Source organism: Paenibacillus favisporus (assembly GCF_040545415.1).
In the GTDB taxonomy this organism is placed as follows: Bacteria; Bacillota; Bacilli; order Paenibacillales; family Paenibacillaceae; genus Paenibacillus_AQ; species Paenibacillus_AQ favisporus.
In genome coordinates, this window is record NZ_JBEPLV010000002.1 from 689,781 (window position 1) to 715,575 (window position 25,795).

The window sequence follows — 25,795 nt, forward strand, 5'->3', positions numbered from 1 at the left end:
TAATCCACTTTGCCGGGCTATTTCTGTAAGCAGGCGTTATTTGCCGAGGTCTTTCTTGGCTTTGGCCCACGCCTTGTTCCATTTATCCAGGACGCTTTGCGGATCCTTGGCAAGGACGAATTCCTGAACCATGGCCGGCAAATCGATCTGGGCTTTATTCAGGATGTCGGTAACCGTCGCGTCGTCCGGTGTGCCTTCCTGAAGCTCCACGCCGGTAGCCTGGAATTCTTTAAGCTGGGCCAGCTTGGACTCTTTGTCTTTCAGCGGCGGGATGAATCCGGCGAAATCTTCGTAACCGGAATCTTCGATCATCCATTTTACGAAAGCTTTGGCAGCATCAACGTTTTTGCTGTTTTTGGATACTGCATAGAAGAAGTCAGGGCTAAGGGCGGCGCGCAGCGTGCCGGAGTTGTCATACGGCAGCGGGAAGAAGCCGATGTTGTCCGAAGTCGTTCCGGCTCCGACGACTTGATTGATGACCCAGTTGCCAAGGAAGTACATGGCGAACTTGCCGGAGGCCACATCCTTCTTGGACTGCTCCCAGTTGGTGGAGTTGATGTCCTTCTCCAGGTAGCCTTTTTCATTCAGTTCACGGATCAGGCTGAACGCCTTGCCGTAACCGTTGTCCATCGTGAACGGCGTGTCCGTGTTCAGCTTCGCGTTCGGGAAGTCCGCATTGTTCTCGATCAACCGGGGCAGGTCATACACCCAGTTGTTCAACGGCCATTTATCTTTGAAGTTGGAAGCCAGCGGAACGATGCCTTTTTGCTTCAGCTTTTCACAAGCTGCCAGGAATTCGTCCCAAGTTTTCGGGATTTCCGTAATGCCTGCATCGGCGAACGCTTTTTTGTTGTACACGATACCGGAAGTGGAGTTGCCTGTTGTGATTCCGTATACTTTGCCTTCATAAGATCTGAAGTCTTTAAACGTAATCTTGTCATCCAGCCCGAGATCGTCAAGCGGAGCAAAATACTTCGGCAAGTCGGAGTTCGGAATCGTCGGGATAAACATGACGTCCGGAAGCTCATCGCCGGCCATTCTCACTTTGGCCTGCTGGTTATAATCGGTTTGCGAACCCTCGAATTCCACTTTGATATTCGGGTATTTCTCGTTAAAGCGCTTTACATAATCGTCATACTCTTTGCCGATCATGTCGGTGCGGTTGGTTAAAAAGGTGATTTTGCCCGACAGCTCGGTTCCGCTTCCGGCAGATCCGCCGGACGAAGTGCCGGTTGTGTCCGTGCCTCCTCCGCTGCCGGCCGAATCATCACTGCCGCCGCTTGATCCGCAAGCGGACAGGGACATGGAAAGCATCAGGATCATAACAAATCCTAACAACGTAACAGATTTCTTTTTCATTTCTACTCTCCCCATTTCGAATATGTTAGCGTTTGCATTGCTATTATAGCTTTTTGAATGCGTTTTTTAAATGTACTCATTTGTTATTTATTGTCTTCTATTATACTAATCACAATAAAAATTAGTGTTATTAATATAACAAAATAATAACAAATTAAAGTTTGGAGGAGAAAGAAGAAAATGCTGCTAAATAGAAATGGCGGGGAATAGCATTATTTTGCTGTAATAGGTGTGGGGGAGAAGGAGGGTTGTTCGTGACGATCTAAAGTGCATAGAGAAAGGGAAGAAGGGGATGGTGCAGACCTAAAGAGCGAAGAGGAAGGCGAAGTTGCAGCGCTGGCTCGCCGCAGTTCCGCCGGATCGGTGTGTTCGTTTTGGCATGAGCGGAAGAACAAACAAGAAAGGAGCCGTCCCATGAGGGACGGCCCCTTTTTGTATATATAAGAATGTATAAGCTTCGGAGAGTGATCTTTCTTATATAGAAAGAAAAACTTTCGCTATATGCGTCTGTCTTCGATGAAAGTATGTCGATGGACGTCCTTCAAATATTGCGCCTTGTTGGCCGCTTACACGCCTTCCGGGCGCATCCGGCACACGACAAAAGGCGCATGCAGCGCCCGGAGGGCTGCCGCAAGCTCATCCTCCGGCAGCGCCGGCTCCGAACTGACATGATATTGAAATTCGTAAAAGCCGCCGAGCGTCGCTTTAAAATTGGTCTCCCAATAGTTGGTCATCAGCCAGGCGTACGACTCCGGCTTCTCGTCCTCCGCTTGCTGGGTGTGGAGGCGTCTTGTGCCGTACTCCAGCGGGCCCCATTGCATGAGCGGCGTATCCGGCGAAGCCAAGAGCAGCGAGCTTCGGTCATCCTGCCAGGCGATGCCTTCCTGTACGCAGGCATAATCGAGGCAGGTCCCCGGAATCTGGTCCTTCCACGGACGCACCAAGCCTCCCGGTTTATCCGCATACAGCGTATCCCGCAAGGTGTTCCCGCTTGTAAAAGGAAGCGAGAGGTAGACGTTCTCCGGGCTCCAGACGCTGTCTTTATGGAAGCGCGCCGACACGTCGACCCGGTTCCGGTTGGCATGGACCCGCAGGAACAAAGCGAAGTAGGACAAGCCGTTCAACTGGTACGTGATTTCTACCGTGGCATAAAGCGGTCCGTTCTCCACGGTGCGCACCGATGTAATGCGCCCGGCGGAGCGCTCGGCGTGCAGCCCCTTGCGGTTGCGGCCCATCCGGGCCCGGGTGCTCCATACCTGGGAGGCATCCGTCTCATCCGCCGGCCGGGTAACTTCATAGATTGGGGTGAACGCCCCATACGGATTGCAGCTGCGCAGCATTTCGGTGTCCAGTTCCTTGTTGAACCAGGAATGGATGCCGCTGTCGGACCAGGACAGACGGACGAACGGGGATTCCAGGCCGTTCCGGGTCATGCGGATCGGCGGATGGCCGGCAGAGCCGGAAGCCCCCTGGAACATGTCGTCCATGTCGTACACCTGGTCTGCTCCGATCAGGCGGGTGTTGGTCGTCGTCGTGCCCTGCTGCCGTCCCTGAGCCAGCGGGCGCAGAAGCAGGAAACAGGTTTCCTGTGCCTGCAGCTTGAGCTCGGTGACGATGGTGTGCGGATGGACGGACTGCTGCGGCAGCACTTCGCCGGTTCCCTCCCGCACGACTTCGACGCCTTCGCGCAGGGCGCCGGGCTCCCAGCCGTCCAGCTGGAGCGTGACGAGCTCCGTCACTTCGCGCCCGGCCAGATTGCTGACCCGGAACCGGTACGGCCGATCCGGGTACAGCGTGGCGCTGCCCTGCTGCAGCAGCACCTTGTCCAAGGCGCGGTAGGCCAGGCGGCTTGCCTCAGCGGCATGCGCCAGCTTGCGGACCTCCAGCAGCTGGACATTTTTATGCCACGGTTCATAAATGGAGGAATGGTAGCCCCACGTATGCTCGGCATACAGCGCCAGCGCTTCCTCTGTCTCATCGATCTCGGCCCGGCGGAGTACGCTTGCTTCAGGGTCCAGCTTGACCGCCTTGCGGAGCGTCCGCTGGGCATCCCGGAAGACCTGGGTATGCATCGGTGTAGAGCTGACGCCGTCCGTCCACCAGTCCGGCCAGTCTCCCCGGTGGACGGGCAGTTCGGCCAGATTTTCCTGCTTCAGGCGGGCAAAAAAGCCGCTCAGGCTGGTCATTTCGATCGTAATCAGGTCGCCGTGCTGCTCGTTCCAGGCCTGGATCCATTCGATGATCCGGCTGTTCGGCGCGCCGTTGTCGGTGCCGAGTCCCGAGAGCATGACGGGGACGAACGCATACGGGTACTGCTCGGCTTCCAGCTGCGCCAAGTACCGGCGGATGCGGACCGTGGCGATGCCGTCATGGATCGCTTCCGGTTCCACGAGCTGGTGATTGAACTCGTCGCGGATCATGTATTTGCCGAGCGCTCCGGGGCACAGGCCCAGCTCGTTGCCAATCATATAATGCTCTCCGTTCCAGACGAGAAGGCGGCGGCCGTCGCGCGTTTCCCACCAGAAAGGAGCCTGCTTGCGGCCAAGGGCGTACATGCCGTGATGCGTATGGATACAGCTGAACAAATGCTCGATATCATGGTTCAGCAGGCTGTCGGCATACCCCCAGCCGTATCCGTTGATATCTGCGGTCATGGCGCTGTCCACGCGGCTGCCGATGGAGGCGGCGTAGGCTTGGGCTTTGCTGTGAAGGCTGCTGAGCAGCTGTTCGTCCGGCAGCTCCGTCATGTTCAGATAGGTGCCGGACAGCTCGAGGTCGCCGCGGAGGACGGCTTCGGCAAACGACTTTTGCTCCTCGGGCGAGGCCGCCTTCAGAAACTGTTCCACCGCCCAGAACGTTTCGCAGGTCCAGCGGAAGCCCTTCCACTCGGGTTTGGCGCCTGCATGAGCGGCATTGGCGATGCGCAGCGCCTGGCGGATGAAATCGACATGGTACTGCTCGATCTTCTCTTGACGATCCGTATAGCCGAGATCGGTGTGGGAATGGTGAATGGCGTAAATCGTCCACTTGCGGGTGGGCAGCGGCGCGTCGGCCTGTTTTAACTGTTGTTCTAATGTCATCGTATATCCTCCTTAAGGGGAGAGTTGTATGGGCCTTCCAGCGAAAGCCGATTAAGGGAAAAAGGCTCCGTATTAGTCAAAAACAAAAAGCATGTCGGCTCCGTAAAAGACCAGCCGCAGCAGATCGTCTTCATACAGCACGGGCAGCCGTACCGGCAGCAGCGCGTCCGTAAGGGAAGCACCGAAGAGCGGCAGGCTTTTGGCGATCTGGCCGCCCAGGATCAGGCGGTCCGGCCTAAAGCTGGCGGCATACGGGCGCAGCATCCGTCCGAGCCGCTCGCCGTAGGTCCGCCAGACCCGGAGGGCGGCGGACTCGCCCCTGGCGGCCGCGGCTGCGAGGTCGATGACATCATCGCCTTCCCGCCGGGCCTGGAGCGCGTCCGCCAGGGCCATAACGCCGCGCCTGCCGAACTGGCCGTCGACCGGCGCGCCCTCGAACGTCTCGGCATACAGCATGCCGCTCTCGGGCACGCCGTCCGAACCGCTGACCGTCCGGCCCCGGTCCATGAAGACCGAGCCGAGACCGGTGCCCAAGGTCAGGCAGAGCAGCCGCTCGCCGGGGTAGCGCTTGGCGGCGCCCATGCCGAACAGGGCGGCATCGTTGCCGAAGGCAATGTCCGCATCCGCGAGCGACCGCATCCATGGGTCGCTGCCCGGCAGCCCGGCGCGGCGGCGAAGCTCCTTCTTGAGCAGCTCACCTACGGGCAGGCCGTACAGCTGCTCATATTTGCCAAGCCCCCGGATGCGGCTGATGCCGCGTTCATAATCGAAGGGGCCCGGGAAGGCCGTCCCGATGCGAAACGTCACATCGTGCTCCGGGGTGCCGCTTCCCTTCATGTATGCTCCGGCAAGCCGGATGATCAGGCTGGCGAAATGGGCGGTGAAGCTTTCGGCATCCGCTTCCGAGCGTGAAGGCTGCTCCAGATACGGCTCGGGCAGAAGGATCCCGTTCTCCAGCACGCCGCCTTTCATGAAGGTTCCGCCGGCATCGATGGCCAATGTGACGACCGTCCCAGCCGGCGTTTGGCCGGGGGTTCCGCTCATGCCCGCTCACCGGGCTTCCAGTGGTGCGGAAGGAGCGGCGTATTCCAGCCCGGCGAAACCTGGGCGCGGATCAAGGTGCAGGGCCCGGGACCAACCGGCTCGAGCCGGTAGCCGCCGATCGAGGCGGGAACGATGTAGGCTTCTGAATACCCCCATTCCACGGCGGCTTCCTCGTCGCGTTCCGGAATCAGACGGACGCGCTGCCCCTCGACCAGGTTGTACATGACAAAACCACCTTCGGTATGATCCTCCCACGGTCCGTCCAGACGCAGCCGCTTGACCTGGAACAGCAGGTCGTCCCGCTCGCCGAGCAGCTCCTCGGTGCTGTTTCCCTGCACGCGGCTGATCTTCTGCTGTGCGATCAGATGCTCCCGGACATACGTGGTGTCGAAAGCATCGATCATGTTCTGCTCCGCATGGTCCCGGTTGATCGGACGGGGCAGGCCGTCCTGGTCAAGGCGGAGATGATCGTAAATTTTAAAGGTAAACCACCAGGTGGTGGACGATATTTCGAGCACGAGATTGTCCCTGCCGGAAAAATGGACGGCGCCCGGCGGGATCAGAAAAAGATCCCCTTTGCGGGATTCCCATACGTTGACATACTGCCCGATGTCGAGCGGCTGCCGCGTCTCATGGGCCTGATCCACCGCTTGAAGCAGGTCGCTCCCGCCAATTCCCTCCTGGAAGCCCAAGGCGACGATGGGGGAGGACCCCGGTTTTTGCTCCATAATGTAATAGGATTCCTGCTGCGTCATCGTTTCGTTGAACGTCCGCTCGATATATGCCTGCTGCGGATGGACCTGCAGCGACAGGTTGTCGCCGTCGATCGTATCCAGGTAATCGAAGCGGATCGGAAAATAATCCCCGAACAGCTCCACGTTGCGTCCTCCCATGATTTCCTCCGGGTGAGTGGTTAGCAGGAGAGGAAACGGCACTTCGATGACGCAGCCGTTTGCTTCGATCAACAGCGTATTCTCGGGGGCGATCGGCTCGAATGCCCAAGCGCAGTTGCGCCAATCTTCAGGCAGTCCGCACAGCTCCTTCAGATACTGCCCGCCCCATATGCCCGGCGCGAAGAACGGCTTGACCCGAAACGGGCGGCGGGCGGCGGCAGCGAGCAGTTCCCTGAGCGCCGGGAGGGTAGCCCAGGCCGGCGATTCCGGCTGATTCATATCGATATACACATCGAAATCATACAGATGCCGATTCCGATAGTTCTCCCACACGGGCCATTCCAGGAACAGGGCCTGTTTGTATGTCTCAACCGGATCGGCGCTTTCGCCTAGGCCGAGACTGCCCATGCCCATCCGGTGGAGCTTCTGCTGATACTCCCTGGACAGGTCGCAGTAGACGGAAACATTCGGGGAGGGGCAGAGGAAGAGCGCCCCGGGACCGGCGGTCACGACCATCGGAATCGGAGTTTCGCCGGCTTTGACCGCTTCGCTGCAGATTCTCAGCTTCTGCTGAACGTCCTGGAGCCACTTTTTCCCGGCTCCTTCCTGAAAATAGCCATCTTCCGAAACGTCGGCGGCGATTCTGCCAAACGCGCGGTTATCGGTCAGATAGGGATGAAACTGCCGCAGAAGATCTTCCGGTTTCTTCATATAACGGGCAGTGTCGATTTCGATCCAGGGAATGTCCTCTTCCTCGCAGTAAGTGCGGAGCCGGTTTACCCAGCGGCCGTACTGGGCTCCGTTCGCCGCATCGATCGCGACGGCAAAAGCCTCGCCGCTGTGATTTTTGTACATGGCGGTCAGCCGGGCCATTAAGGAATCGTAATCTTTGGAGAAGCCGTCCAGAATAAGAGAAGGTTCCTCGAGGCTGTGAACGGGAATGGAATTGACGGGTAACGGATTAAAGGATGGGGGTACTGATGCAGTCATGGTGCTTCCTCCCTCTTGTCTGTCGTTATGTGTAACATTGTAAGACGAGGGAGAGGAAGCGTCTTTAAACGATCCAGAACAGCTTTTGTACAATCAGGACATGTTCGGAGGGAAATGTTCTTTGCCCGAACGCCCTTCGGTGAACTGGGAACGTCTGAATTTTGCGGGGGATACACCGAGCCGGCGGGTAAATATTCGTGTGAAATAATGGACCGACTGAAAGCCGCACTGCGATGCGATGTCCTTGACGGGCAGGTCGCTCTGAAGCAGCAGCTGGGAAGCCCGGCGCACCCGGCGTTCCTGAATATAGTGGACGAATGATTGGCTCAGGTTGGCCTGAAACAACCTCGTTAAATGGCGGGACGAAATATGCAGGTGCCCGGCAACCATGGCGAGTGTCAGCTCTTCGCCCAGGTTGTCGTCAATGAACAGCTTGGCCTGCCGAAAGAGAGAGTTCTCTTCGGCCGCTGCCACATCCGAGCCGGCTTCCGGCGTATCTTGCTGCTGTGTTCCGTGCAGGGAGAGGATGGACAGCATCAGCGACATCGAGACGTGGCTGAGTACCGGTTGGAGGGCCGGTTTTGGAGTCTGAAACATAGAGATGAGCGCATCCCACAAATGCCCGGCGGGCTGCTCGTCCGCACCATCCACCACCGGCTGCCCATGCTCGGCCAAGTGCCGGTAAGCCTCCAGGTATGGGCTCCCGGTATGCTTTTCATCCACCTCAAAAGCGGCATAGACGAGCGTAAGACCGGTCTCGCTTTGGATCTGGTGCCAGACGCCGGGCAGGGATAGGAAAGCGGTGCCTTTCTTCAGCGGGTATTCTTTGCCTTGTTCGATGTATTCGCCTTCGCCGTCCACAACGTAACAGGCTTCAAAGAAGGAGTGGCGGTGCATGGAATTGTCATAGTGCGTGGGCATAAACCCCCAGTACATAATGGCGATGGACAGGCCGGCTTCCTCCAGCCGGGTCAGTTCGCGGTTGCAGATTTGGTTGGCCCGGCGGAAAACGGATTGGATCGTCATGGCAGGCGTTTCTCCTTTGGAATGATGGGTGCGGTTCGGCATTCACGAGCGATAAAGATGGCGGCTTGGCGGCTCAGCCCTTCCGCCGCTGCCGGTACTGCCTGGGCGTGAGGCCGGTCTTTTGCTTGAACAGCCGGTGAAAAAACTTCAAATCGCTGTACCCGGCCCGGGCGGCGATTTCGCTTACGCTGCCGTCGCTTTCGAGCAGCATACGGCAGGCGGCGTCCATGCGGATGCCCTGCAAATAAGCGGTGAAGCTCATTCCCGTCTGGCGGACAAACAGCCGGCTGAAATGCCGCGGACTGAGGCTGGCCTGCGCCGCCAGCTCGCCCAGCCGCAAATCGGAGGCGAAGTGACGCTCCATATAAGCGATCGATTCGTCGATCGTCAGTGAGCCTTGGCGCCTGACGGCAGGCGGATCCAGCTGCAGCCGGTGCCTGTACAGGCCGGTCAGCACGCGGACCAGCAGCGAAGTCAGCAGCAGCAGCCAGCCGGGGCTTCGGCCGGCATATTCCCGGTACAGCTCACGGAACAAGGCGTGATACTCGCCGCTCTGATCTTTGATTTCCAGCCACGGCATATCCGGTTCCAGAAAGGCGGCGAATACCTCCCGATCGCGCGGGAAAGCAGCTTCAAGCTCTCGGAGATAATCGGCCGGAAAGATGCAGTTGTACACGACCAGCTGCCGGTCCTTTCGCGGGGTCTTTGGCCGGAATACATGCGAGAGTCCGATTGGGATGAGAAACAGGCTGCCCTGCTCGGCCGGCCAGGCTTCTCCGCCGATATAGTGGACGCCCGAGCCTTCGCTGACATAGGTCAGCTCCACAAACTCGTGCGAATGTTCCAGCATATCGAACGATTCGGATACGCGGTTGACATAGAAGGGCACCCCCGGCTCGAAAAAAGCGTCCATCCGCAGCAAGGCCTGGCTTCGTTTTATGCTCATTTGCCTTCCCCCCTCGATGGTGGATTTTCGGAAAATCAACCTTTGCTCCTATCCTAGGTGATCGTTGGCGATATGTCCAGATCAGCCTATATTTTCGTCCAAATCACCGCCTGTATCGCCGATCAGCCTTTTTTATAATATCAGAAAGAATAAACACCAGAGCCAAGGCTTCCTGATATTGCAAGAAAAAATACCTTTAAACGCGGTCTGTCTTCTTTGAAGGTGCGTCGATTGATGTTTTTCTTATAATATCAGAAAGAATAAACACCAGAGCCTTGCTTCCTGATATTGCAAGAAAAAATACCTTTAAAAGCGGTCTGTCTTCTTTGAAGGTGCGTCGATTGACGTTTTTCTTATAATATCAGAAAGAATAAACACCAGAGCCTAGCTTCCTGATATTGCAAGGAAAAATACCTTTAAACGCGGTCTGTCTTCTTTGAAGGTACAAATGGAAGCAGTAGTTGAAACACATGGCCAAAGACCTTGGCTAGCATCCAACGCAAAAAAACGGGAGGGAAGTCTATGTCAACGCTAGGCATTACGAAATTGACCTGCGAATACCGCAGTGAGCCGCTCGGGCTCGGCACGACGCGTCCCCGCTTCAGCTGGCAGCTCACATCCGGCCGGATGCATGTGCTGCAGTCGGCTTATCATCTTCAAGTGGCGGGAGAGGAAGGGGATTTTGACGGGGATCATCTGATTTGGGACACGGGCGTCGTGGACTCGGACCAATCGGTGCTTGTCGAATATGCGGGTGCCGCGCTTCAGTCCGGACAACACTGCAGCTGGCGCGTCAAAGTGTGGGATCAGCAGGGCCAGGAGTCGGAATGGAGCGACACGTCCTATTTTGAAATGGGACTGCTGCGGATATCGGACTGGAGTGCAGACTGGATTACACCCGAACCGGGAATGATCGATCCCCAGGCGGAGGAAGAATTCATTCTTCGCAAAGCATTCCGTGTGAGCAAGGACGTCCGGAAGGCACGAATATACGCGACGAGCCTTGGCTTCTATGAGCTGGAGCTGAACGGCGAGCGGGTGGGTGACTGGGCATTCACACCGGGCTGGACCAGCTACCGGCACCGTCTGCAGGTTCAGGCCTATGACGTCACCGACCTGATCCGATCCCGGGCTGACAATGCCATCGGCGCGGCGCTGGCCAACGGATGGTATAAGGGCAATCTGGCTTGGGAGAACCATCGCAACCTGTTCGGGGATCAGCGGGCGCTGCTGCTTCAGCTGCATCTTGAATATGCGGATGGCAGCACGGAAATCATCGGAAGCGATCCTTCATGGAAAGCGTCGACCGGTCCGGTGCGCATGTCGGAAATTTACCACGGGGAAACGTATGATGCGCGGCTGGAGGAGGGCGGCTGGAGCCAGCCCGGGTTTGATGATGCAGACTGGGCAGGTGTGGTAAAGCTGGATCACGCCAAGGACATCCTCGTCATGCAGGAAAATGAACCGGTGCGGGTCATTCAAGAATTGAAACCGGTTACAGTTCTGCGGACGCCTGAAGGAGATACCGTACTCGATATGGGGCAGAACATGGTGGGCCGCATGCAAATGCGCCTGAACCTGCCGGCCGGCACGGCGATTACGCTGAAGCATGCAGAGGTGCTGGACAGCCGCGGGAATTTTTACACGGGCAATCTCCGCAAGGCAAAGCAATCCGTAACGTATATCTGCAAAGGCGGCGGTGAAGAAACGTATGAGCCCCATTTCTCCTTCCAGGGCTTCCGTTATGTAAAGGTCGAGGGCTGGCCGGATGCCGAGCCGCTGAATCCGGACAGTTTTACAGGCCGTGTCATGCACACCGATATGCCGCAGACAGGGAGGTTCGAATGCTCGCATGAGCTGTTGAACCAGCTGCAGCATAACATCGAGTGGGGCCAGCGCGGCAACTTCCTGGACATTCCGACCGATTGCCCGCAGCGTGACGAGCGGCTGGGGTGGACCGGGGACGCTCAGGTGTTTGTCCGGACCGCCGCGTTTAATTTCGGCGTGGCACCGTTTTTCTCCAAATGGCTGCACGACCTGAAGGCCGACCAGCGGGAGGATGGCGGCGTGCCGCATGTCGTACCGCAGGTTCTCGACGATAATGCCTGTTCGTCCGCGGCTTGGGGAGATGCCGCCGTCATTTGCCCGTGGACGATCTATCTTTGTTATGGCGACAAGCGGATTCTGGAGGAGCAATATGACAGCATGAAGGCATGGGTCGACCATATCCGCGCCCAAGGGGACAATGAATATTTGTGGAATACCGGGTTTCATTTCGGCGACTGGCTGGCGCTTGACGCGAAGGAAGGCAGCTACGTCGGGGCGACGCCAAGGGATTTGATCGCCACCTGCTTCTATGCATATTCGACTTCCCTATTCGTAAAGACCGCTGAAGTTCTCGGGCGCACCGAGGATGCCGCCGTTTACCGCCAGCTGTACGAAAAGGTGGCCGAAGCGTTCCTGAACGAGTTCGTCACGCCGGGCGGAAGGCTGGCCGCGCATACGCAGACCGCCATGATCCTTCCGCTGATGTTCGGGCTGGTCGAAGGGGAGGTTCAGCGCCGGATGGCCGCTACGCTCGCGGAGTATGTCAAGGAACAGAACCACCATTTGACCACCGGATTCGTCGGTACGCCGTACCTGTGCCATGTGCTGACGGAGAACGGCTACCACGACCTGGCCGTGAAGCTGGCGATGCAGGAGGATTACCCGTCCTGGCTGTATTCGGTCAAGCAGGGGGCGACCACGATCTGGGAGCATTGGGACGGTATCAAGCCGGACGGCTCGTTCTGGAGCGATGACATGAACTCGTATAACCACTACGCCTTCGGCGCCATCGGCGACTGGCTGTACCGGGCCGTGGCGGGGCTGGATCTGAATGAAGCTGAAGGACCGGGGTACAAGCGGATCCGGCTTCGTCCGCGGATCGATTCGGCGCTGTCTTATGCCAAAGCAGCGCTGGATTCGATGTACGGCATGATCCGGAGCGAATGGAGCTTGGCGGACGTGGACGGGGACGGGGACAGCCGACTGGCGTCCTACGAGTTCGAAATTCCGCCGAACACGACCGCAGAGGTCGAACTGCCGGGCGCGTCGATCGCTTCAACGCAGGTCAATGGGCAGCCGGCGGATCAGGCATCGGGCGTGCTGAGCGCCAGGGAAGACGACGGCACACTGAAGCTGGAGCTGGGATCCGGCGTATACCGGGTGACCGTCCAGCAGCCGAGCCCAGCATTGTCCGGGGCGTGAGGCTAAGGCGTGCTATGGGGTGATCTATAGCATTGAGCTTGGGACAACCGGATTGGTTCGTTTATGCCCGTGCTCCCTGTTCCTACCCGCACTGTTAGGATGTTCGTTGTAAAAGAAAGCAAGCCTCGCCGACAGGGTCGGCGGGGCTTTTTTTAGATATAGGGGATTACAGTTTCAGAGACAAGGACTTCCTTATGCCTCAAGAAAAACTTCCGCTGAAAGGGGGCTGGCTGCTTAGAATGTGCATCGATAGATTTTTTGCGCCTGCGGCACCGGCTGCTTAGAATGTGCGTGGATAGCTTTTTACGCCTGCGGCACCGGCTCTCTCGCCAGCACGCGGCTCGTGCCGAAGATAAGCAGAGATGCGGCGAAGCAACAGGCCGAGAACAGGCCGACGGCCGCATACCCGCCCGATCCGGCGTACAGCAGGCCTGCAAGGGAGGCGCCGACCGTCGTGGCGGCGTTCATGGTCGCCGTAGCCGTGCTTGAAATCGTCCCCCGCAGCGACGGATTCAGGCTGTTCAGCACGCCCATGATCATCGGGAAAAGAATGCCAAGGATGAAAAAGATGGCGAAATACATGATCGACGCGGCCATGAAAGACGGCAGGTGCGGGAGCGCGGCATAGCCGATCATCAGGAGCGGCACCGCAGCGGCTACGATCTTGGATGGCGTCCACAGGTTGTTGACATATCCGCTGACCAGACTGCCGGCCAAATTGCCCACGCCGAGGAAAATCATAATCGTGCCGATCTGGTCAACGGGAAGGTGAAAGCGTTCCGCGGACCATTTGCCCAAAAACGCAAACGCGGCATTGCTGCCCAGATGGATCAGGAAATAAGCCAGGAAGGCGCCTCTCGCCCTGCCGCTTCCGAGAAGCGGCGCGTATCTGTGCCAGAAGGCCTGCCGCGATGGAACGGCATTCGGTTGGGGCTTCATGGAAGGCAAGATGAAGAAGGCCGTTCCGGCAAGCAGCAGGGACAGGACTCCGATAGCGAAAAAGGGGAGGGACCAGCGTTCTGCCGCCAGCCAGCTGCCGATCGGAACCCCGAACGCTTGGGATACCGCGAGCCCCGCATAGGCAAGCCCCATCGCCTTGCCCTTTTTCTCTGCGGGCAGCAGCGTTTGGATGGACGCCCACACCTGCGGTGCGGCAAAAGCTGCGCTGATCCCGGCGAGCAGCCGGAATAGGCACATCATCCAGAAGTCTGCGGCGATTCCGCAGAGCGCGGTGGACACCGCAAAGCCCAGCAGTCCGAGCAGCATGACCTTTTTCCGATCCAAACCGTCCGAGAGCGGGCCGGCAATCAAGGCGAAGACCGCGGCGCCAAGCGTGTAGGAGCCCATCATCCAGCCGGACATTCCCGTGGGGACGCCGTACAGGTCCTGAAGCGTCGGAATCATCGGGGAGATGAGGAAGGTATCTGTCCCGATCATAAACATGATCAGAAAAAACAACGCAGTAAGTTTCATATTTACTTCTCCTTTCCTTCTTCGTGGGTTTAGAGAGGGTGTTCTTGCTGCCATTGTATCGTTAATAGTGACAATTATTGTCATGAACTTTGGTGGTATAAAAATATGCCAAACAGCACGGGAAGTGCCGCTGTAACCGTAAGTGTTTCGGGCATGCCCACCTAGTGAATGGGTTACTTTAATTCGTGCGGTATGGAAAGGAACAGGGGGCATGCCGGCATGCCCCCTGTTTTGAAAGACACTGCCCGCGGATTACGTCAAACTGACCCATTGATCCTTGCGGTACTGCTTGGCGATATAAATGATTTGGCCGATGTGGTATGCGTTATGGAACAGGCTTTTTTCAATGGCCTCGATGACGGTGACGGACCGGCCCTTGATCTTGATTTCCGTCAGCAGCTGCTCTTCCCGGAGCGCGGCGATTTGTCCCAGGAACAGGCTCCAGCCATGTTCCCAGCGATCCAGCAGGGCTGCTCGGTCAAGCTCTTCATGAATGAACTCCGCATCGCGGTTTCGGTCCGGTTTCTCCCCGTCGGTGGTAAACGGATCGGTCCATCGGGAAATCATATTCCCGCTCATGTGCTTGACGATCACGGTGATGCTGTTGGAACCGGGTTCCGGGGCCCAAGCAAGGGCAGAATCCTCGAGCTGCCCGATGGCCGCTTCGGCCGTGCGTTTCATTTCTTCCAGGCGGGTTTTGACCGCGCTTTGATATGTTGTGAACAGTGTTGATGTCATCGGTTGTGCCTCCTTTGGGATATCGGTCTGAAAAACAAAAATCTCATCCATGCCTTCTCCACAGCGGTTTCATGACCGTGCTGTGCTTTCAGCATAATGAGATTTTGAGTATAAATCCAATATATATATCAAGTGGTATCATCAAAATAATTGATGATTTACGATCCGACCTGGGATAGCGGCGGAGCAATCATGGCCATAAAGTTAGCCGCCGGCGCCAGAGGCTCTTCGCCAATCCGGGTGTACAGCCGTATCGGGTCCTTGACGCGCACCCCGGGAACGCGCACCTCCGCAAGCTCGCCGGATTTGAGCTCCCGGGCTACCGCAAGGGAGGGCACAAAAGAAACGCCGTATCCCGATTTGACGGCTTCAATCGTTTCATGCATCCCTTCAATGCAGATCCCGGTCCGCGGTTTCGGCACTTCGTAGGCGTCGCACAGGGAGAAGAGCTTCCTGCGGGTATAGCTGCCTTCTTCCCGGAGGATAAAGGCGGTTGCCATCAGCTCCTGGAGCGTAGTGGCGGCACCCGCTAAGGGGTGGTCCCGGTGGGCGATGAAGATCAGCTCATCTTCCAAGAGTGTGACATACTCCAAGCCGGGATCCTTCGGACCCTCGCCGCAGATGAGCGCGATGTCCACCGAGTGGTCGAGCAGCCGCTCCATTGCGATACGGGAGCTGCCCCGGGTCAACTGGACATGCACCTTCGGATACTGCTGCTTGAAGCGGACGATCCAGGCGGGAAGCACCGTCCGGCCGGGCAGATCCGTGGAGCAGATCCGGAGGCTGCCTTCGAGCCCGATTTTGAGTGCGTTCATCTCCCGCTCCATCTCGTATTCCAGCGAAAACAGCTGCCGTGCCCGGGCGGCCAGCCGCTCGCCGGCTGGCGTCAATTGGATGGAGCGCCCCTTGGAGGCAACCAGCTTTATCCCGAGCTCCTGCTCCAGATTCCGCAGCTGGGCGGTGGCTGCGGGCTGGCTGAGCAGCAGGTTGCCGGCGGCCCGGGTCACGCTCCCCGTACTGGCCACCTCCGCGAATACGCGCAACGCGTGCAGATTCATCCTTTTCCCACCTTTGTCGTTGGATTGTATTCAAATTGCAATTAATTGTAGTTGTACACCTGTTTATGACCTAATCATCGATTTTTTTAATGCGTTGAAATGTTGCATCCATCAGATCGATGAGTTGTTCTTATTGTACTTTGCAAAATGCTGGCCGTAAAGGTCGCAGGTGAGAGGTTCATGCATTAAAGAATTTATGGAAAAAAGGGCCTCCGACATGGTCGGAAGCCCTTTAAACATTTTACGTCACACTCTTTGACGCTGATCAGCCGCGGGCATCCAAATCCCATTTCAGGATCAGTCCGGCATGGGTCAAGCCGCCACCGAATCCGTACAGCAGCAGCGTGTCTCCGTTCTGCAGCTTGCCTTCGTCCAGACCGAGCTGAAGCGCCAGCGGAATCGAAACCGAAGACGTGTTGCCGTAATACTCCATGCTGGTCAGTGTCTTCTCCACAGGGATGCCGGCTTTTTCGCAGATGGATTCGACCATGCGGAAATTGGCGCTGTGCGGAACGAACCAATTCACGTCCCCGGCCGTCATTCCCGCCTGCGCCAGCAAAGTTTCTACGCCCTGAGGCACGGTGCGCGTTGCCCATTTGTAGACTTCCCGTCCGTTTTGGACCATTTTCTCGCTCGTTAACAGCTCCTCACCATTCATCGTTGTGGAAAGGTTCGTGCGATAGACGTGGATGCCGCCTTCGCCGTTCGTGCCCAGATGGGCCGCGATAAAGCTTGGACGCTGTTCGTCCCTCTCGACCAGAACGGCCGCAGCTCCATCGCCGAACAGGATGCAGGTCGACCGGTCCGTATAATCTGTTACGCGGGACAGCGTCTCGGCCGCGACGACCAGGACCTTCCGGTGCAGACCGGATGTAATCAGGCCGTTGGCCATATGCAGCGCATAGGTGAAGCCAGCGCAGGTGGCGTTCAGGTCAAATGCCGCAGTGCTGGGGATGTGAAAGTACCCTTGAATTTGGCAGGCCACGCTCGGAAAAGCGTAATCCGGCGTCGTCGTCGACACGATGATGCAGTCCACGTCGGTCAAGTCCTGACCGTAGCGGTTGACCAAGTCTTCCACGGCCTTATAAGCCATTGTGGAGGAGTATTCGTTCTCACCGGCAATCCGCCGCTCCCGCATACCGGTCCGCTGAACGATCCACTCGTCGCTCGTATCCACCATTTGCTCCAAATCCGCGTTTGTCAATTTTTTTTCCGGAACATAGCTGCCAATAGCCGTAATGCGGGCTGTCGAAACCGTAAGGTTCATGATCAATCGCTCCTTTTAGTAAAATATGAGTTCTTTAGGGTGTAAGGGATGGGTGTATATTAGGAAATATAAAAACTAAGGCCATTTATTTGATATCAAGTATTAGTATCTGGTACTAATTATAGATGTGAATTGGGGAGAGGTCAATAGGTGTGTGTGTGTTGTCATATTTAATGATAATTTTTTCATAATTGTTGATAAATAATAATAATTAGCATCCCTCGTTTTTTATATGGCTAATACACCCGGAACGAGGACTCCAAATAATCTTCAGGCAAGAGTGTTCTAAATTGAACACTCTTTTTTTCTTTAAGCCTGCCCTTTTGTACATCGCTGACTGCCCAAACGTACGATTTCTACCGAGGTGATATCGAGTATTTAAGGTAAATCAAAAGGGGATACAAATTGAACGATCTGATGCTGATCTATCCATCGAGGTAAAAGTATCCGTAAGATACGGAATAAAAATACGTAACTTGTGCCGCGAATTACAATTAAACATCCGTGAATCAATTAAGCATTATACCGGGCTTTCTATTGATCAAGTTCATATTCACGTGGAGGGGATCGTCTTAGAAAAGATGTAACCATCGAATTTCTTAAGGCGCAATTGAATTCACACTAACAATTGGTCATAAGGGATATTGTGGACTAATAATGCCCTTTCGGGCAATTTTTCTGCCCAATTGTACACGATCTGGCGCCCCTTTGTACGATGTATCGCCTTTTCTTTCATTCTAAGATGAATATATAGAAATCAAAAATTGGAATTGGAGTGGTTAGCAAAATGGCAAAGTACTTATACCGGCTTGGAATGTGGTCGGCAAAACATAGCAAGAAGGTAATCATAGGTGGGGTAGCAATTTTGCTGGCTGTCGTGGTTTTGGTGTTAGCTATCGGACCAGCATTTAATGAAAATACTCCAATACCTGGACTTAAATCACAGTCCGCTTTAGAGCTCCTAAATAAGGAGTTTCCGTCCCCTAAGGAAGAAGGCGGACAGATTCAGATGGTACTCAAAGCACCAGTTCAGAAAACACTTTCGTCTTCATCCGTTCAACAGTTTTTGGAAATAAACCTTAAAAAAATCAAAGAAGATCCACAGGTTAAGAGTGTCGTGAGTCCGTACGATAACCATTCGTTGAATGCTAACAAAACGATTGGTTACTCAACAATTACGTATAATGTACCAGGAGATCAGGTTTCCAGTGAGTCCAAGGAAAAAGTGGAGAAAATTGCTGAAAATATGCGTGAGGCTGGTTGGCAAGCAGAACTGACCGGTGCAGGCTATGTCAAAATGGAAATCGGCGGCGTTACTGAAGCCATAGGAGTTCTGGCAGCATTCATTATTCTCTCATTTACGTTTGCTTCGTTCTTGACTGGTGTGTTGCCGATCGTTACGGCCGCGGTTGGTCTTGGTATCGGATTAATGGGGGTCTTGCTTGGTTCTAATCTATTGGACATGTCCTCAACCTCGCTATCCTTGTCAGCCATGCTCGGGCTGGCCGTAGGTATCGACTATGCGCTATTTATCGTTTCACGATACCGGCACCAGTTAAGTATGGGTTATGATATTAGAGAATCAATTGCAATAGCCAATGGAACGGCGGGTAGTTCAGTTGTGTTTGCAGGGATTACTGTCATGATTGGACTTATTGGACTCAGTGTAGCAAAGATCCCTTTTCTTACAGCCATGGGCCTTGCCGGAGCATTGTGCGTGTTGGTTGCGGTTCTGACTGCGATTGTTTTGGTCCCGGCTCTACTTGCGGTGCTTGGTGAGAAGATTAGCCCAAGCAGCCCAAACAGGTTTTTTCAAAAGATATACCGTCGTTCGATGTCGAAGAACAAGAAAAATCGTTTGGAGGCCATTGTCTCTCGCCGTCCGTGGGTTATCGTGATGATCGGTTTAATACTTCTGGGCGCACTGGCTTTGCCGTTTTCTCGAATGGAGCTGGGGATGCCGGATGATGCACAGAAATCTACTGATAAGACAGAACGTCGTGCGTATGATTTACTCTCGGAAGGTTACGGCCCTGGTTACCACAGTCCTTTGATCATATTAGCCAAAACAGATGGTAGCGAACAATCCAAAAAGAATGTTACAGCTGCGATGGACCAATTAAAAAAATTACCTGAGATCGGAACGATGACCCCGGCCATCCCAAGCCCATCCGGAAAAGTATTCATGATCAACGTAATCCCGGCAACCGGTGCTCATGATGTGAAGACAAGGATCCTCGTTGAGCACATTCGCGATATTGCACCGGATATACAAAAACAGAGAAATGTTGAATTGCTGGTGACTGGTAGTACAGCTGTAAGTATTGATATTTCGCAGAAACTCAATGATGCATTGCCTAAGTTCTGTATGGTGATTGTTGGATTGGCATTTTTGTTGTTAATGATTGTCTTCCGATCCCTACTCGTGCCAATCAAGGCTGTCCTTGGATTTGTTTTATCCCTTGCTGCAACCCTGGGATTCGCCGTGTTGGTGATACAAGATGGGCATCTGGGAGGCCTGTTTGGCTTCCATGGTCCTAGCCCGATATTAAATTTCCTACCTATAATTGTCGTAGGCATTCTATTTGGACTGGCCATGGATTACGAAGTGTTCCTAGTCAGCCGGATGCGTGAAGAGTTTAAGCATACTGGAGACGCTCGTGCTTCGGTTTTAGCTGGATTACGTCACAGCGGGGGAGTTGTTACCGCTGCCGGATTAATCATGATTGCAGTATTTACGGGCTTCATGATGGCGGAAGATCCTATTATCAAATCGATGGGGTTTGCTCTTGCTTTCGGTATTCTATTTGATGCCTTCGTGGTACGTCTGATGATTGTGCCTGCTGTAATGATCTTAATGGGGAAATCGGCATGGTATCTACCAAAATGGCTTGACCGTATTCTACCTAACCTAGACGTGGAGGGTGAGCGAATGATGCATGAAGTAGAAGCTAATAAGAAGGAGGCGACCGGTGAGAATTTAAAACTTTCGCCTGAGCAGTAACCAATGATCGTTATTTCAAGTAATAAAGCCTGAATTCCTGGGCTTTATTACTTTTTTTGAAGATTGAGGGATGTTCAAAGCCCCTCCTAAAGGGCAAAATAAAAGTATGGCTTTCTGTGATAAGCACAATTTCCATGATCAGCAATAATCAGAACTGCTGTGTTAGTATAAATTGTAATTCAGCATGAAGGAGTCAAGGAGTGCATCCATTTGAATCAAACGAAACCGGGAGTAGATCATATTCGTGAACTGCTCGCTTCCAGACTGCCCATTTTCATTTGGGTTTCGTTCACTTATGTTGCTGCAGTAGTCATGCAATTAATAATTGAACCTCGAATATTATCGAGCATTGTATTTAGTGGGATTTTTGCGATCCATGTACTCCTGTATTGGAATTCCTATCGATGGGGTCCCAAGTATTTCTGGTTGTACTTTATGATCCAGGGAGTGCTCATCTACTTCTGCGCAATCTTAATGCCTGAGGCATATCAACCCGTTCTTGTTGGGTTGCTTCCTGCTTTAATAGCCCAGAGTCTGGGTGTTTCGACGCGTCTTCGCAGAATTATTTTTGTGTTTCTAATCAGTATCGTGGTGTTTTTGTATTCCGAGCTGACGGTAGGCGATTTAAAAGAACTGGCAACATTCCTTCCTATTTTTAGTTTAATGCTTATTATTGTGTTGGCTTATGGTATCCTTTTCTATCACCAAGTTCACGAACGTATTCGTATTCAGAACTTTCTCAAGGATTTACAAGAGGCCCATCGTAAAGTAGAGGAGTTGACTCTTTCGAATGAACGGCAGCGTATGGCGAGGGATTTGCATGATACGCTGGCACAGGGGGTGGCCGGTTTGATTATGCAGCTTGAGGCTATCAACGTGCACATGACGAAGGGGAATTGGGACCGTGCTCAAAGTATTGTCAATCAATCCATGAAACAAGCGCGCATCACGCTGGCAGATGCCCGCAGGGCGATCGATAACCTGAGGCTCGGATCCGCGTCCGAAGTAAACTTTAAAGAGTCTATACTAGATGAAGTGCAGCATTTCATTGATGCGACCGGTATTCACGTATCCACTGATCTTCGCCCAAATAAAAGTTTATCAAGGCTGGTCATGGAACACAGTTTGCTCATTGTAAAAGAGTCATTGACGAATATCGCAAAGCATGCTCAGGCAAGCATGGTTTGGATTACCGTAACCAACGAAGATAACTCGTTTATGATGAAGATTAGAGACAATGGTGTCGGCTTCAACCCAGACGTTATCGGCAAAGATGCCGGACATTATGGATTATTGGGGATACAGGAGCGTGCAAGACTCATGGGCGGAGAAATGAATGTGTTAAGTGACTCAAAGGGAACAATCATTACGGTAAAAATACCATTGATAGAGGGAGATTAAATGCGAACAGTTAAAGTGTTGATCGTCGACGATCATTTCGTCGTCCGTGAGGGGCTGAAGTTAATTCTCGAGACAGGAGAGCAATTTCAAGTTTTGGGTGAAGCGGAAAATGGACAGCAGGCACTGTCTTTAATTGAAGAGGTACAGCCGGATGTGATTTTGATGGATTTGAATATGCCTGTCATGAGTGGACTGGAAGCCATGAAAGTGCTTAAGAGCAAAGACAGTCCCATTCCGGTCATTATTTTGACAACATATAATGAAGAAGAACTGATGATAAAAGGGCTTGCTTTAGGAGCAAAAGGTTTTTTACTCAAAGATACGAGCCGTGAGAACCTCTTCAGAAACATAGAGGCAGCCATCAAAGGAGAAACATTACTATCTGCAGAAATTATGGAGCGGGTGATCGCTACAAGGGAGAATCAAGCACAAATCATCCCTAAACCGAAAAACAACTTGCTTAGCGACAAAGAAACGTTTATATTGCAGTGCGTAGCAAGGGGATTCAAGAGCAAAGAAATTGCCTATGATATGGGGATTTCTGAGCGAACAGTAAAAGCACATTTAACGAATATTTATAACAAGCTTGGTGTGGATTCCCGTTCGCAGGCTGTAGCTACAGCCTTGGAGCAGGGGATATTAAAAATATAAACAAGGAATGCACCCTTGGATTCAAAGGGCGGATGGGCTATAAACTTGATCAAAGATCTGATCAACAAGCACGCATCTGTCATAGATGCGTCAGCTTGTTTAGCGTAACCTGTGGTCAAGGCACGAAGGGGAAATTCTTTGCGTTCATGCTTTTAAGGGTTCAAGAAACAGATTTTTTAAAATTTGAAATTGCTCGGTCGGATCCACCTGTGTCTGAAAAGCAGGAATACCGTTAAGCATTGCCATCTTTTTAGAAAAGTTGCCGAACACGTTCATCATGGTAATCAAGATATTCGGTGTATGCCCCTCGGTTCGTATTGAGCCGTCCCTTTCTCCTAGTTCAGCCAACTCGGTAAAGAGGTTGATCAATCGTTGGTACTGAGCTTGGTACAGCTCGATGTCTTCCAGTGGTTCTTTGGAAAGAGAAATCATCCAGTGTCTACTGGTATAGCAATAAAAACAAGTTGAAACGTTTCCAATTTGGTGCTATTATGATTTTCATAAATAAATGGGGGGGTAAGATGCCAAGTATTAAAGATGTAGCCACCTTAGCTGGGGTAGCCGTAGGAACTGTGTCCCGGGTCATTAACAATTCGGGAGCTGTAAAACCCGATACACGCAGAAAAGTAGAGGAAGCCATACAAGAGCTGAACTATATTCCGAATGAGGTTGCCCGAAATTTTAAAATCGGGAAGTCCAAAATGGTAGCTCTGCTGCTTCCAAGTATCTGGCACCCCTTTTTTTCTGAGCTGGCTTATTATATTGAAGATGAGTTGGATCGAGAAGGCTTTAAACTTATGCTGTGCAACAGTGGCGGCAAACCGGAAAAGGAACTGTATTACTTGGATATGCTTCAGCAAAACAAAGTGGCGGGCATTGTCGGCATTACGTACAACGATATAGAAAATAGCGTAAGCAACGACATTCCGATCATCAGTATCGACAGGCACTTTAATAAAAATATTACATGCGTTACGTCCGATAACTATGAAGGGGGACGTTTGGCATTGAGGGAGCTTGTAAAGGCCGGAGCTAAAAAACCTGCTTTTATGGGCAGCGTTACTTCCGTCTTCAGCGAAACGATGAATCGTAGGGAAGGTTTTATTCAAGAAGCGAAGGCATTGGGAATCGATTACGCTGTTTACGAGAAGTCAGACCCAGTTGAGGACGACGATGCCTATTTTGATGAATTTTTGGATAAGCATCATGATGTGGACGGCGTTTTTGCCATTACCGATATGTTCGCCGCCAAATATATAGAGAGAGCAGGAAAGATGGGTATTCGCGTTCCAGAGGATGTAAAGGTCATCGGGTATGACGGCATTCAGGATCATCCTTACTTTCATCCGATTTTGTCAACGATCAGGCAACCCGTAGAGGAAATGGCACGCATGACAATCAGGCTGCTTTACAAAAAAATTGAAGGTGAATCTTTGCATCGGGACGTTTACCGTCTTCCCGTCGTATTTCGGGCTGGCGAAACTACTTGATAAATTAAGAACATTGTAAAATGGCGAAATCGCACGCATAACAAACCCATTCACTGGAATGTACGTCGAAAGACGTATTTCTTGCGCCAAATTGGAAACGTTTCAATTTAATTGGAAACGTTTCAAAATGAGATTGTAATTTAGGGAGAAAGGGAGTATCAAGGTGAATCCAAGGGAGTCCGGGGGTCAGCAACACCTCATCAAGGAAAATCGGAGAACATGGACACGAGTCAAGCGCAACTATGAGCTGTATCTGTTTCTGCTGCCGATTATTATTATTTATCTTGTATTCAAGTACTACCCGATGTATGGAGTCCAAATCGCTTTTAAAGATTTTTCACCAAGTCGCGGCATCTGGGGAAGTGAATGGGTTGGCTTCAAGCACTTTATAGAGTTTTTCGATTCTTATAACTTCTGGACGATTATGGTCAATACACTTACGCTCAGTTTTCTGTCGCTTGTTTTTAGTTTTCCGGTTCCAATCATCATCGCGATCATGCTGAATCAGATGCTTGGTAAGAACTACAAGAAATTTATACAGACCGTCATCTATGCACCACATTTTATTTCTACGGTTGTGCTTGTAGGTATGCTCAATGTGTTTCTATCGCCTAACAGCGGTCTCGTGAACCACATCATTACTTGGTTCGGTGGAGAACCGAGGTTGTTCATGGCCGATGAAGGTTGGTTCCGACCTTTGTACATCTTGTCAGGGATTTGGCAGGAGACCGGCTTCTCGACGATTATTTATCTGGCCGCTCTCGCAGGGGTTAATCCAGAGCTGCATGAGGCGGCCATTATGGATGGTGCAAGTAAATGGAAGCGGGTATGGTACGTCGATATCCCAAGCATATTGCCGACCATTGTCATTCTACTGATTCTGGCGCTTGGCAACATTATGGGCATCGGTTTTGAAAAGGCTTTTCTGATGCAAAACGATCTGAACTACGCGACCTCCAATATCATTCCAACCTATGTATATGAGATGGGGATTCAGAAAGCACAGTATAGCTTTTCCACAGCGGTAGGCCTGTTCAACTCCGTAATTAACATTATCCTGATCTTCACCGTCAACCGAATCGCCAAAAGAATGACGGAAACCAGCCTTTGGTAAGGGGGAGTTCATGTTGAATTCATTATTAAAGAGAAAGAGCAAGGGAGATGTATGGTTCGACGTCATTAACTACGTGATCCTGACCATCATTATGCTGCTCGTATTATTCCCGCTGTATTTCGTGTTGATTGCTTCGTTCAGTGATCCCAACCTCATCTATTCAGGAGAGGTATGGTTATTTCCAAAAGGATTTACCCTGGACGGATACGAGCGAATTTTTAGCGATTCATCCATTTGGATCGGGTATGCCAACTCCATCATATATGCGGGCCTGGGAACTTTGATCGGCGTAGCCGTGACGGTATTTGCGGCCTATCCGTTAGCTCGTAAAGATCTGGTTGGGAAATCGGTGATTATGTGGTTTTTGCTGGTCACCATGTTCTTTAGCGGAGGGTTGATCCCAACCTATCTGTTAATTAAGGATCTTCACATGCTAAATACCATCTGGGCCCTTGTTATCCCGGGTGCGGGCGGAGTATTCAATGTCATTATCGTGAGGACATTTTTCCAATCCAGCATACCGGATGAATTGTGGGAAGCCGCATCGATTGACGGCTGCTCTAACACCCGATTCTTCTGGAGCATCGTGCTTCCGTTGTCCAAGTCTATCATCGCCGTAATGGTACTTTATCATGTCGTAGGTTTCTGGAATGGTTTCTTTGACGCATTGATCTATTTGAACGACGAAAGCAAATATCCGCTTCAACTCGTGCTGCGGAACATTCTAGTCCAGAATCAGGTCAATTCCAACATGATGTTAGATGTAGAGTCCTATGCGGCGAAGATGCGTGTCACAGAGCTTATCAAATACGGCGTGATCATGGTATCCAGCCTTCCGCTGCTGATTTTATATCCTTTCCTGCAAAAGTACTTTGTCAAAGGTGTGATGATCGGATCAATCAAGGGATGACGTTGGCAGGGGCTTGAAAGGGGGGATGTGCAGCCGTATTGATGCCCAAGTTATCCAGATTAGACTAGCAAGGACTATGCACGATTTTTACATGTGGAATGA

Annotated in this window: 19 protein-coding genes; 8 read left to right on the top strand and 11 right to left on the bottom strand. The window is 52.7% G+C overall.

Annotated features, from left to right (window positions below; translation table 11 throughout):
• Window positions 1–36 precede the first annotated feature (36 nt).
• From ABID47_RS11205 to ABID47_RS11230, 6 genes are all read right to left on the bottom strand, one after another.
• Window positions 37–1,359 (bottom strand): ABC transporter substrate-binding protein, encoded by a 1,323-nt coding sequence (locus ABID47_RS11205; protein ID WP_354496661.1) that lies wholly within the window; start codon window positions 1,357–1,359, stop codon window positions 37–39.
• Between the two features lie 566 nt (window positions 1,360–1,925).
• On the bottom strand, window positions 1,926–4,439 hold the full coding sequence (locus tag ABID47_RS11210) for a glycoside hydrolase family 38 N-terminal domain-containing protein (RefSeq protein WP_354496663.1): 2,514 nt from the start codon (window positions 4,437–4,439) through the stop codon (window positions 1,926–1,928).
• Between the two features lie 72 nt (window positions 4,440–4,511).
• On the bottom strand, window positions 4,512–5,438 hold the full coding sequence (locus ABID47_RS11215; RefSeq protein ID WP_354496665.1) for an ROK family protein: 927 nt from the start codon (window positions 5,436–5,438) through the stop codon (window positions 4,512–4,514).
• 41 nt (window positions 5,439–5,479) lie between these two features.
• The gene (locus tag ABID47_RS11220) at window positions 5,480–7,366 is read right to left on the bottom strand and encodes a class I mannose-6-phosphate isomerase (RefSeq protein ID WP_354496667.1); all 1,887 of its coding nucleotides are present in this window, start codon (window positions 7,364–7,366) and stop codon (window positions 5,480–5,482) included.
• Window positions 7,367–7,459: 93 nt separating this feature from the next.
• Window positions 7,460–8,392, bottom strand: a complete 933-nt coding sequence (locus tag ABID47_RS11225) for an AraC family transcriptional regulator (RefSeq protein ID WP_354496668.1) — start codon at window positions 8,390–8,392, stop codon at window positions 7,460–7,462.
• 73 nt (window positions 8,393–8,465) lie between these two features.
• The gene (locus tag ABID47_RS11230) at window positions 8,466–9,338 is read right to left on the bottom strand and encodes an AraC family transcriptional regulator (RefSeq protein WP_354496670.1); all 873 of its coding nucleotides are present in this window, start codon (window positions 9,336–9,338) and stop codon (window positions 8,466–8,468) included.
• Window positions 9,339–9,860: 522 nt separating this feature from the next.
• Here ABID47_RS11230 and ABID47_RS11235 point away from each other — a divergent pair.
• A complete protein-coding gene (locus ABID47_RS11235) occupies window positions 9,861–12,587 on the top strand; it encodes an alpha-L-rhamnosidase (RefSeq protein WP_354496672.1) in 2,727 nt (908 codons plus the stop codon).
• A gap of 303 nt (window positions 12,588–12,890) precedes the next feature.
• Here ABID47_RS11235 and ABID47_RS11240 read toward each other — a convergent pair whose 3' ends face one another.
• The 4 genes from ABID47_RS11240 to ABID47_RS11255 form a co-directional block, all read right to left on the bottom strand.
• Window positions 12,891–14,060, bottom strand: a complete 1,170-nt coding sequence (locus ABID47_RS11240; protein ID WP_354496674.1) for an MFS transporter — start codon at window positions 14,058–14,060, stop codon at window positions 12,891–12,893.
• A 252-nt stretch (window positions 14,061–14,312) separates the two neighbouring features.
• Entirely contained in the window at window positions 14,313–14,798 is a 486-nt protein-coding gene (locus ABID47_RS11245) for a DUF1572 family protein (RefSeq protein WP_354496676.1), read from the bottom strand.
• Between the two features lie 158 nt (window positions 14,799–14,956).
• Window positions 14,957–15,856, bottom strand: a complete 900-nt coding sequence (locus ABID47_RS11250; protein WP_354496678.1) for a LysR family transcriptional regulator — start codon at window positions 15,854–15,856, stop codon at window positions 14,957–14,959.
• A gap of 265 nt (window positions 15,857–16,121) precedes the next feature.
• Complete coding sequence (locus ABID47_RS11255) at window positions 16,122–17,123, bottom strand: ketoacyl-ACP synthase III (protein ID WP_354496680.1); 1,002 nt, start codon at window positions 17,121–17,123, stop codon at window positions 16,122–16,124.
• 398 nt (window positions 17,124–17,521) lie between these two features.
• Between ABID47_RS11255 and ABID47_RS11260 the strand changes: the two genes are divergently transcribed.
• From ABID47_RS11260 to ABID47_RS11275, 4 genes are all read left to right on the top strand, one after another.
• The gene (locus ABID47_RS11260; protein WP_354497292.1) at window positions 17,522–17,710 is read left to right on the top strand and encodes an Asp23/Gls24 family envelope stress response protein; all 189 of its coding nucleotides are present in this window, start codon (window positions 17,522–17,524) and stop codon (window positions 17,708–17,710) included.
• A 200-nt stretch (window positions 17,711–17,910) separates the two neighbouring features.
• Window positions 17,911–20,127, top strand: coding sequence for an MMPL family transporter (locus ABID47_RS11265; protein ID WP_354496682.1), 2,217 nt, complete (start codon window positions 17,911–17,913; stop codon window positions 20,125–20,127).
• A gap of 210 nt (window positions 20,128–20,337) precedes the next feature.
• Window positions 20,338–21,528 carry a sensor histidine kinase gene (locus tag ABID47_RS11270; protein WP_354496684.1) on the top strand — a complete coding sequence of 397 codons (1,191 nt, stop codon included), beginning with the start codon at window positions 20,338–20,340 and terminating at the stop codon, window positions 21,526–21,528.
• Window positions 21,529–22,179, top strand: a complete 651-nt coding sequence (locus tag ABID47_RS11275; protein ID WP_354496686.1) for a response regulator transcription factor — start codon at window positions 21,529–21,531, stop codon at window positions 22,177–22,179.
• A gap of 144 nt (window positions 22,180–22,323) precedes the next feature.
• Here ABID47_RS11275 and ABID47_RS11280 read toward each other — a convergent pair whose 3' ends face one another.
• Window positions 22,324–22,611 (bottom strand): hypothetical protein, encoded by a 288-nt coding sequence (locus ABID47_RS11280; protein WP_354496688.1) that lies wholly within the window; start codon window positions 22,609–22,611, stop codon window positions 22,324–22,326.
• Window positions 22,612–22,700: 89 nt separating this feature from the next.
• On the opposite strand from ABID47_RS11280, the gene ABID47_RS11285 reads away from it, so the two are divergent.
• The 3 genes from ABID47_RS11285 to ABID47_RS11295 all read left to right on the top strand — a co-directional run bounded on the left by ABID47_RS11285 (window position 22,701) and on the right by ABID47_RS11295 (window position 25,693).
• Entirely contained in the window at window positions 22,701–23,669 is a 969-nt protein-coding gene (locus ABID47_RS11285) for a LacI family DNA-binding transcriptional regulator (RefSeq protein WP_354496690.1), read from the top strand.
• 163 nt (window positions 23,670–23,832) lie between these two features.
• Window positions 23,833–24,783, top strand: a complete 951-nt coding sequence (locus tag ABID47_RS11290; protein WP_354496692.1) for an ABC transporter permease — start codon at window positions 23,833–23,835, stop codon at window positions 24,781–24,783.
• A gap of 13 nt (window positions 24,784–24,796) precedes the next feature.
• Window positions 24,797–25,693 carry a carbohydrate ABC transporter permease gene (locus tag ABID47_RS11295; protein ID WP_145949425.1) on the top strand — a complete coding sequence of 299 codons (897 nt, stop codon included), beginning with the start codon at window positions 24,797–24,799 and terminating at the stop codon, window positions 25,691–25,693.
• Window positions 25,694–25,795: the final 102 nt, after the last annotated feature.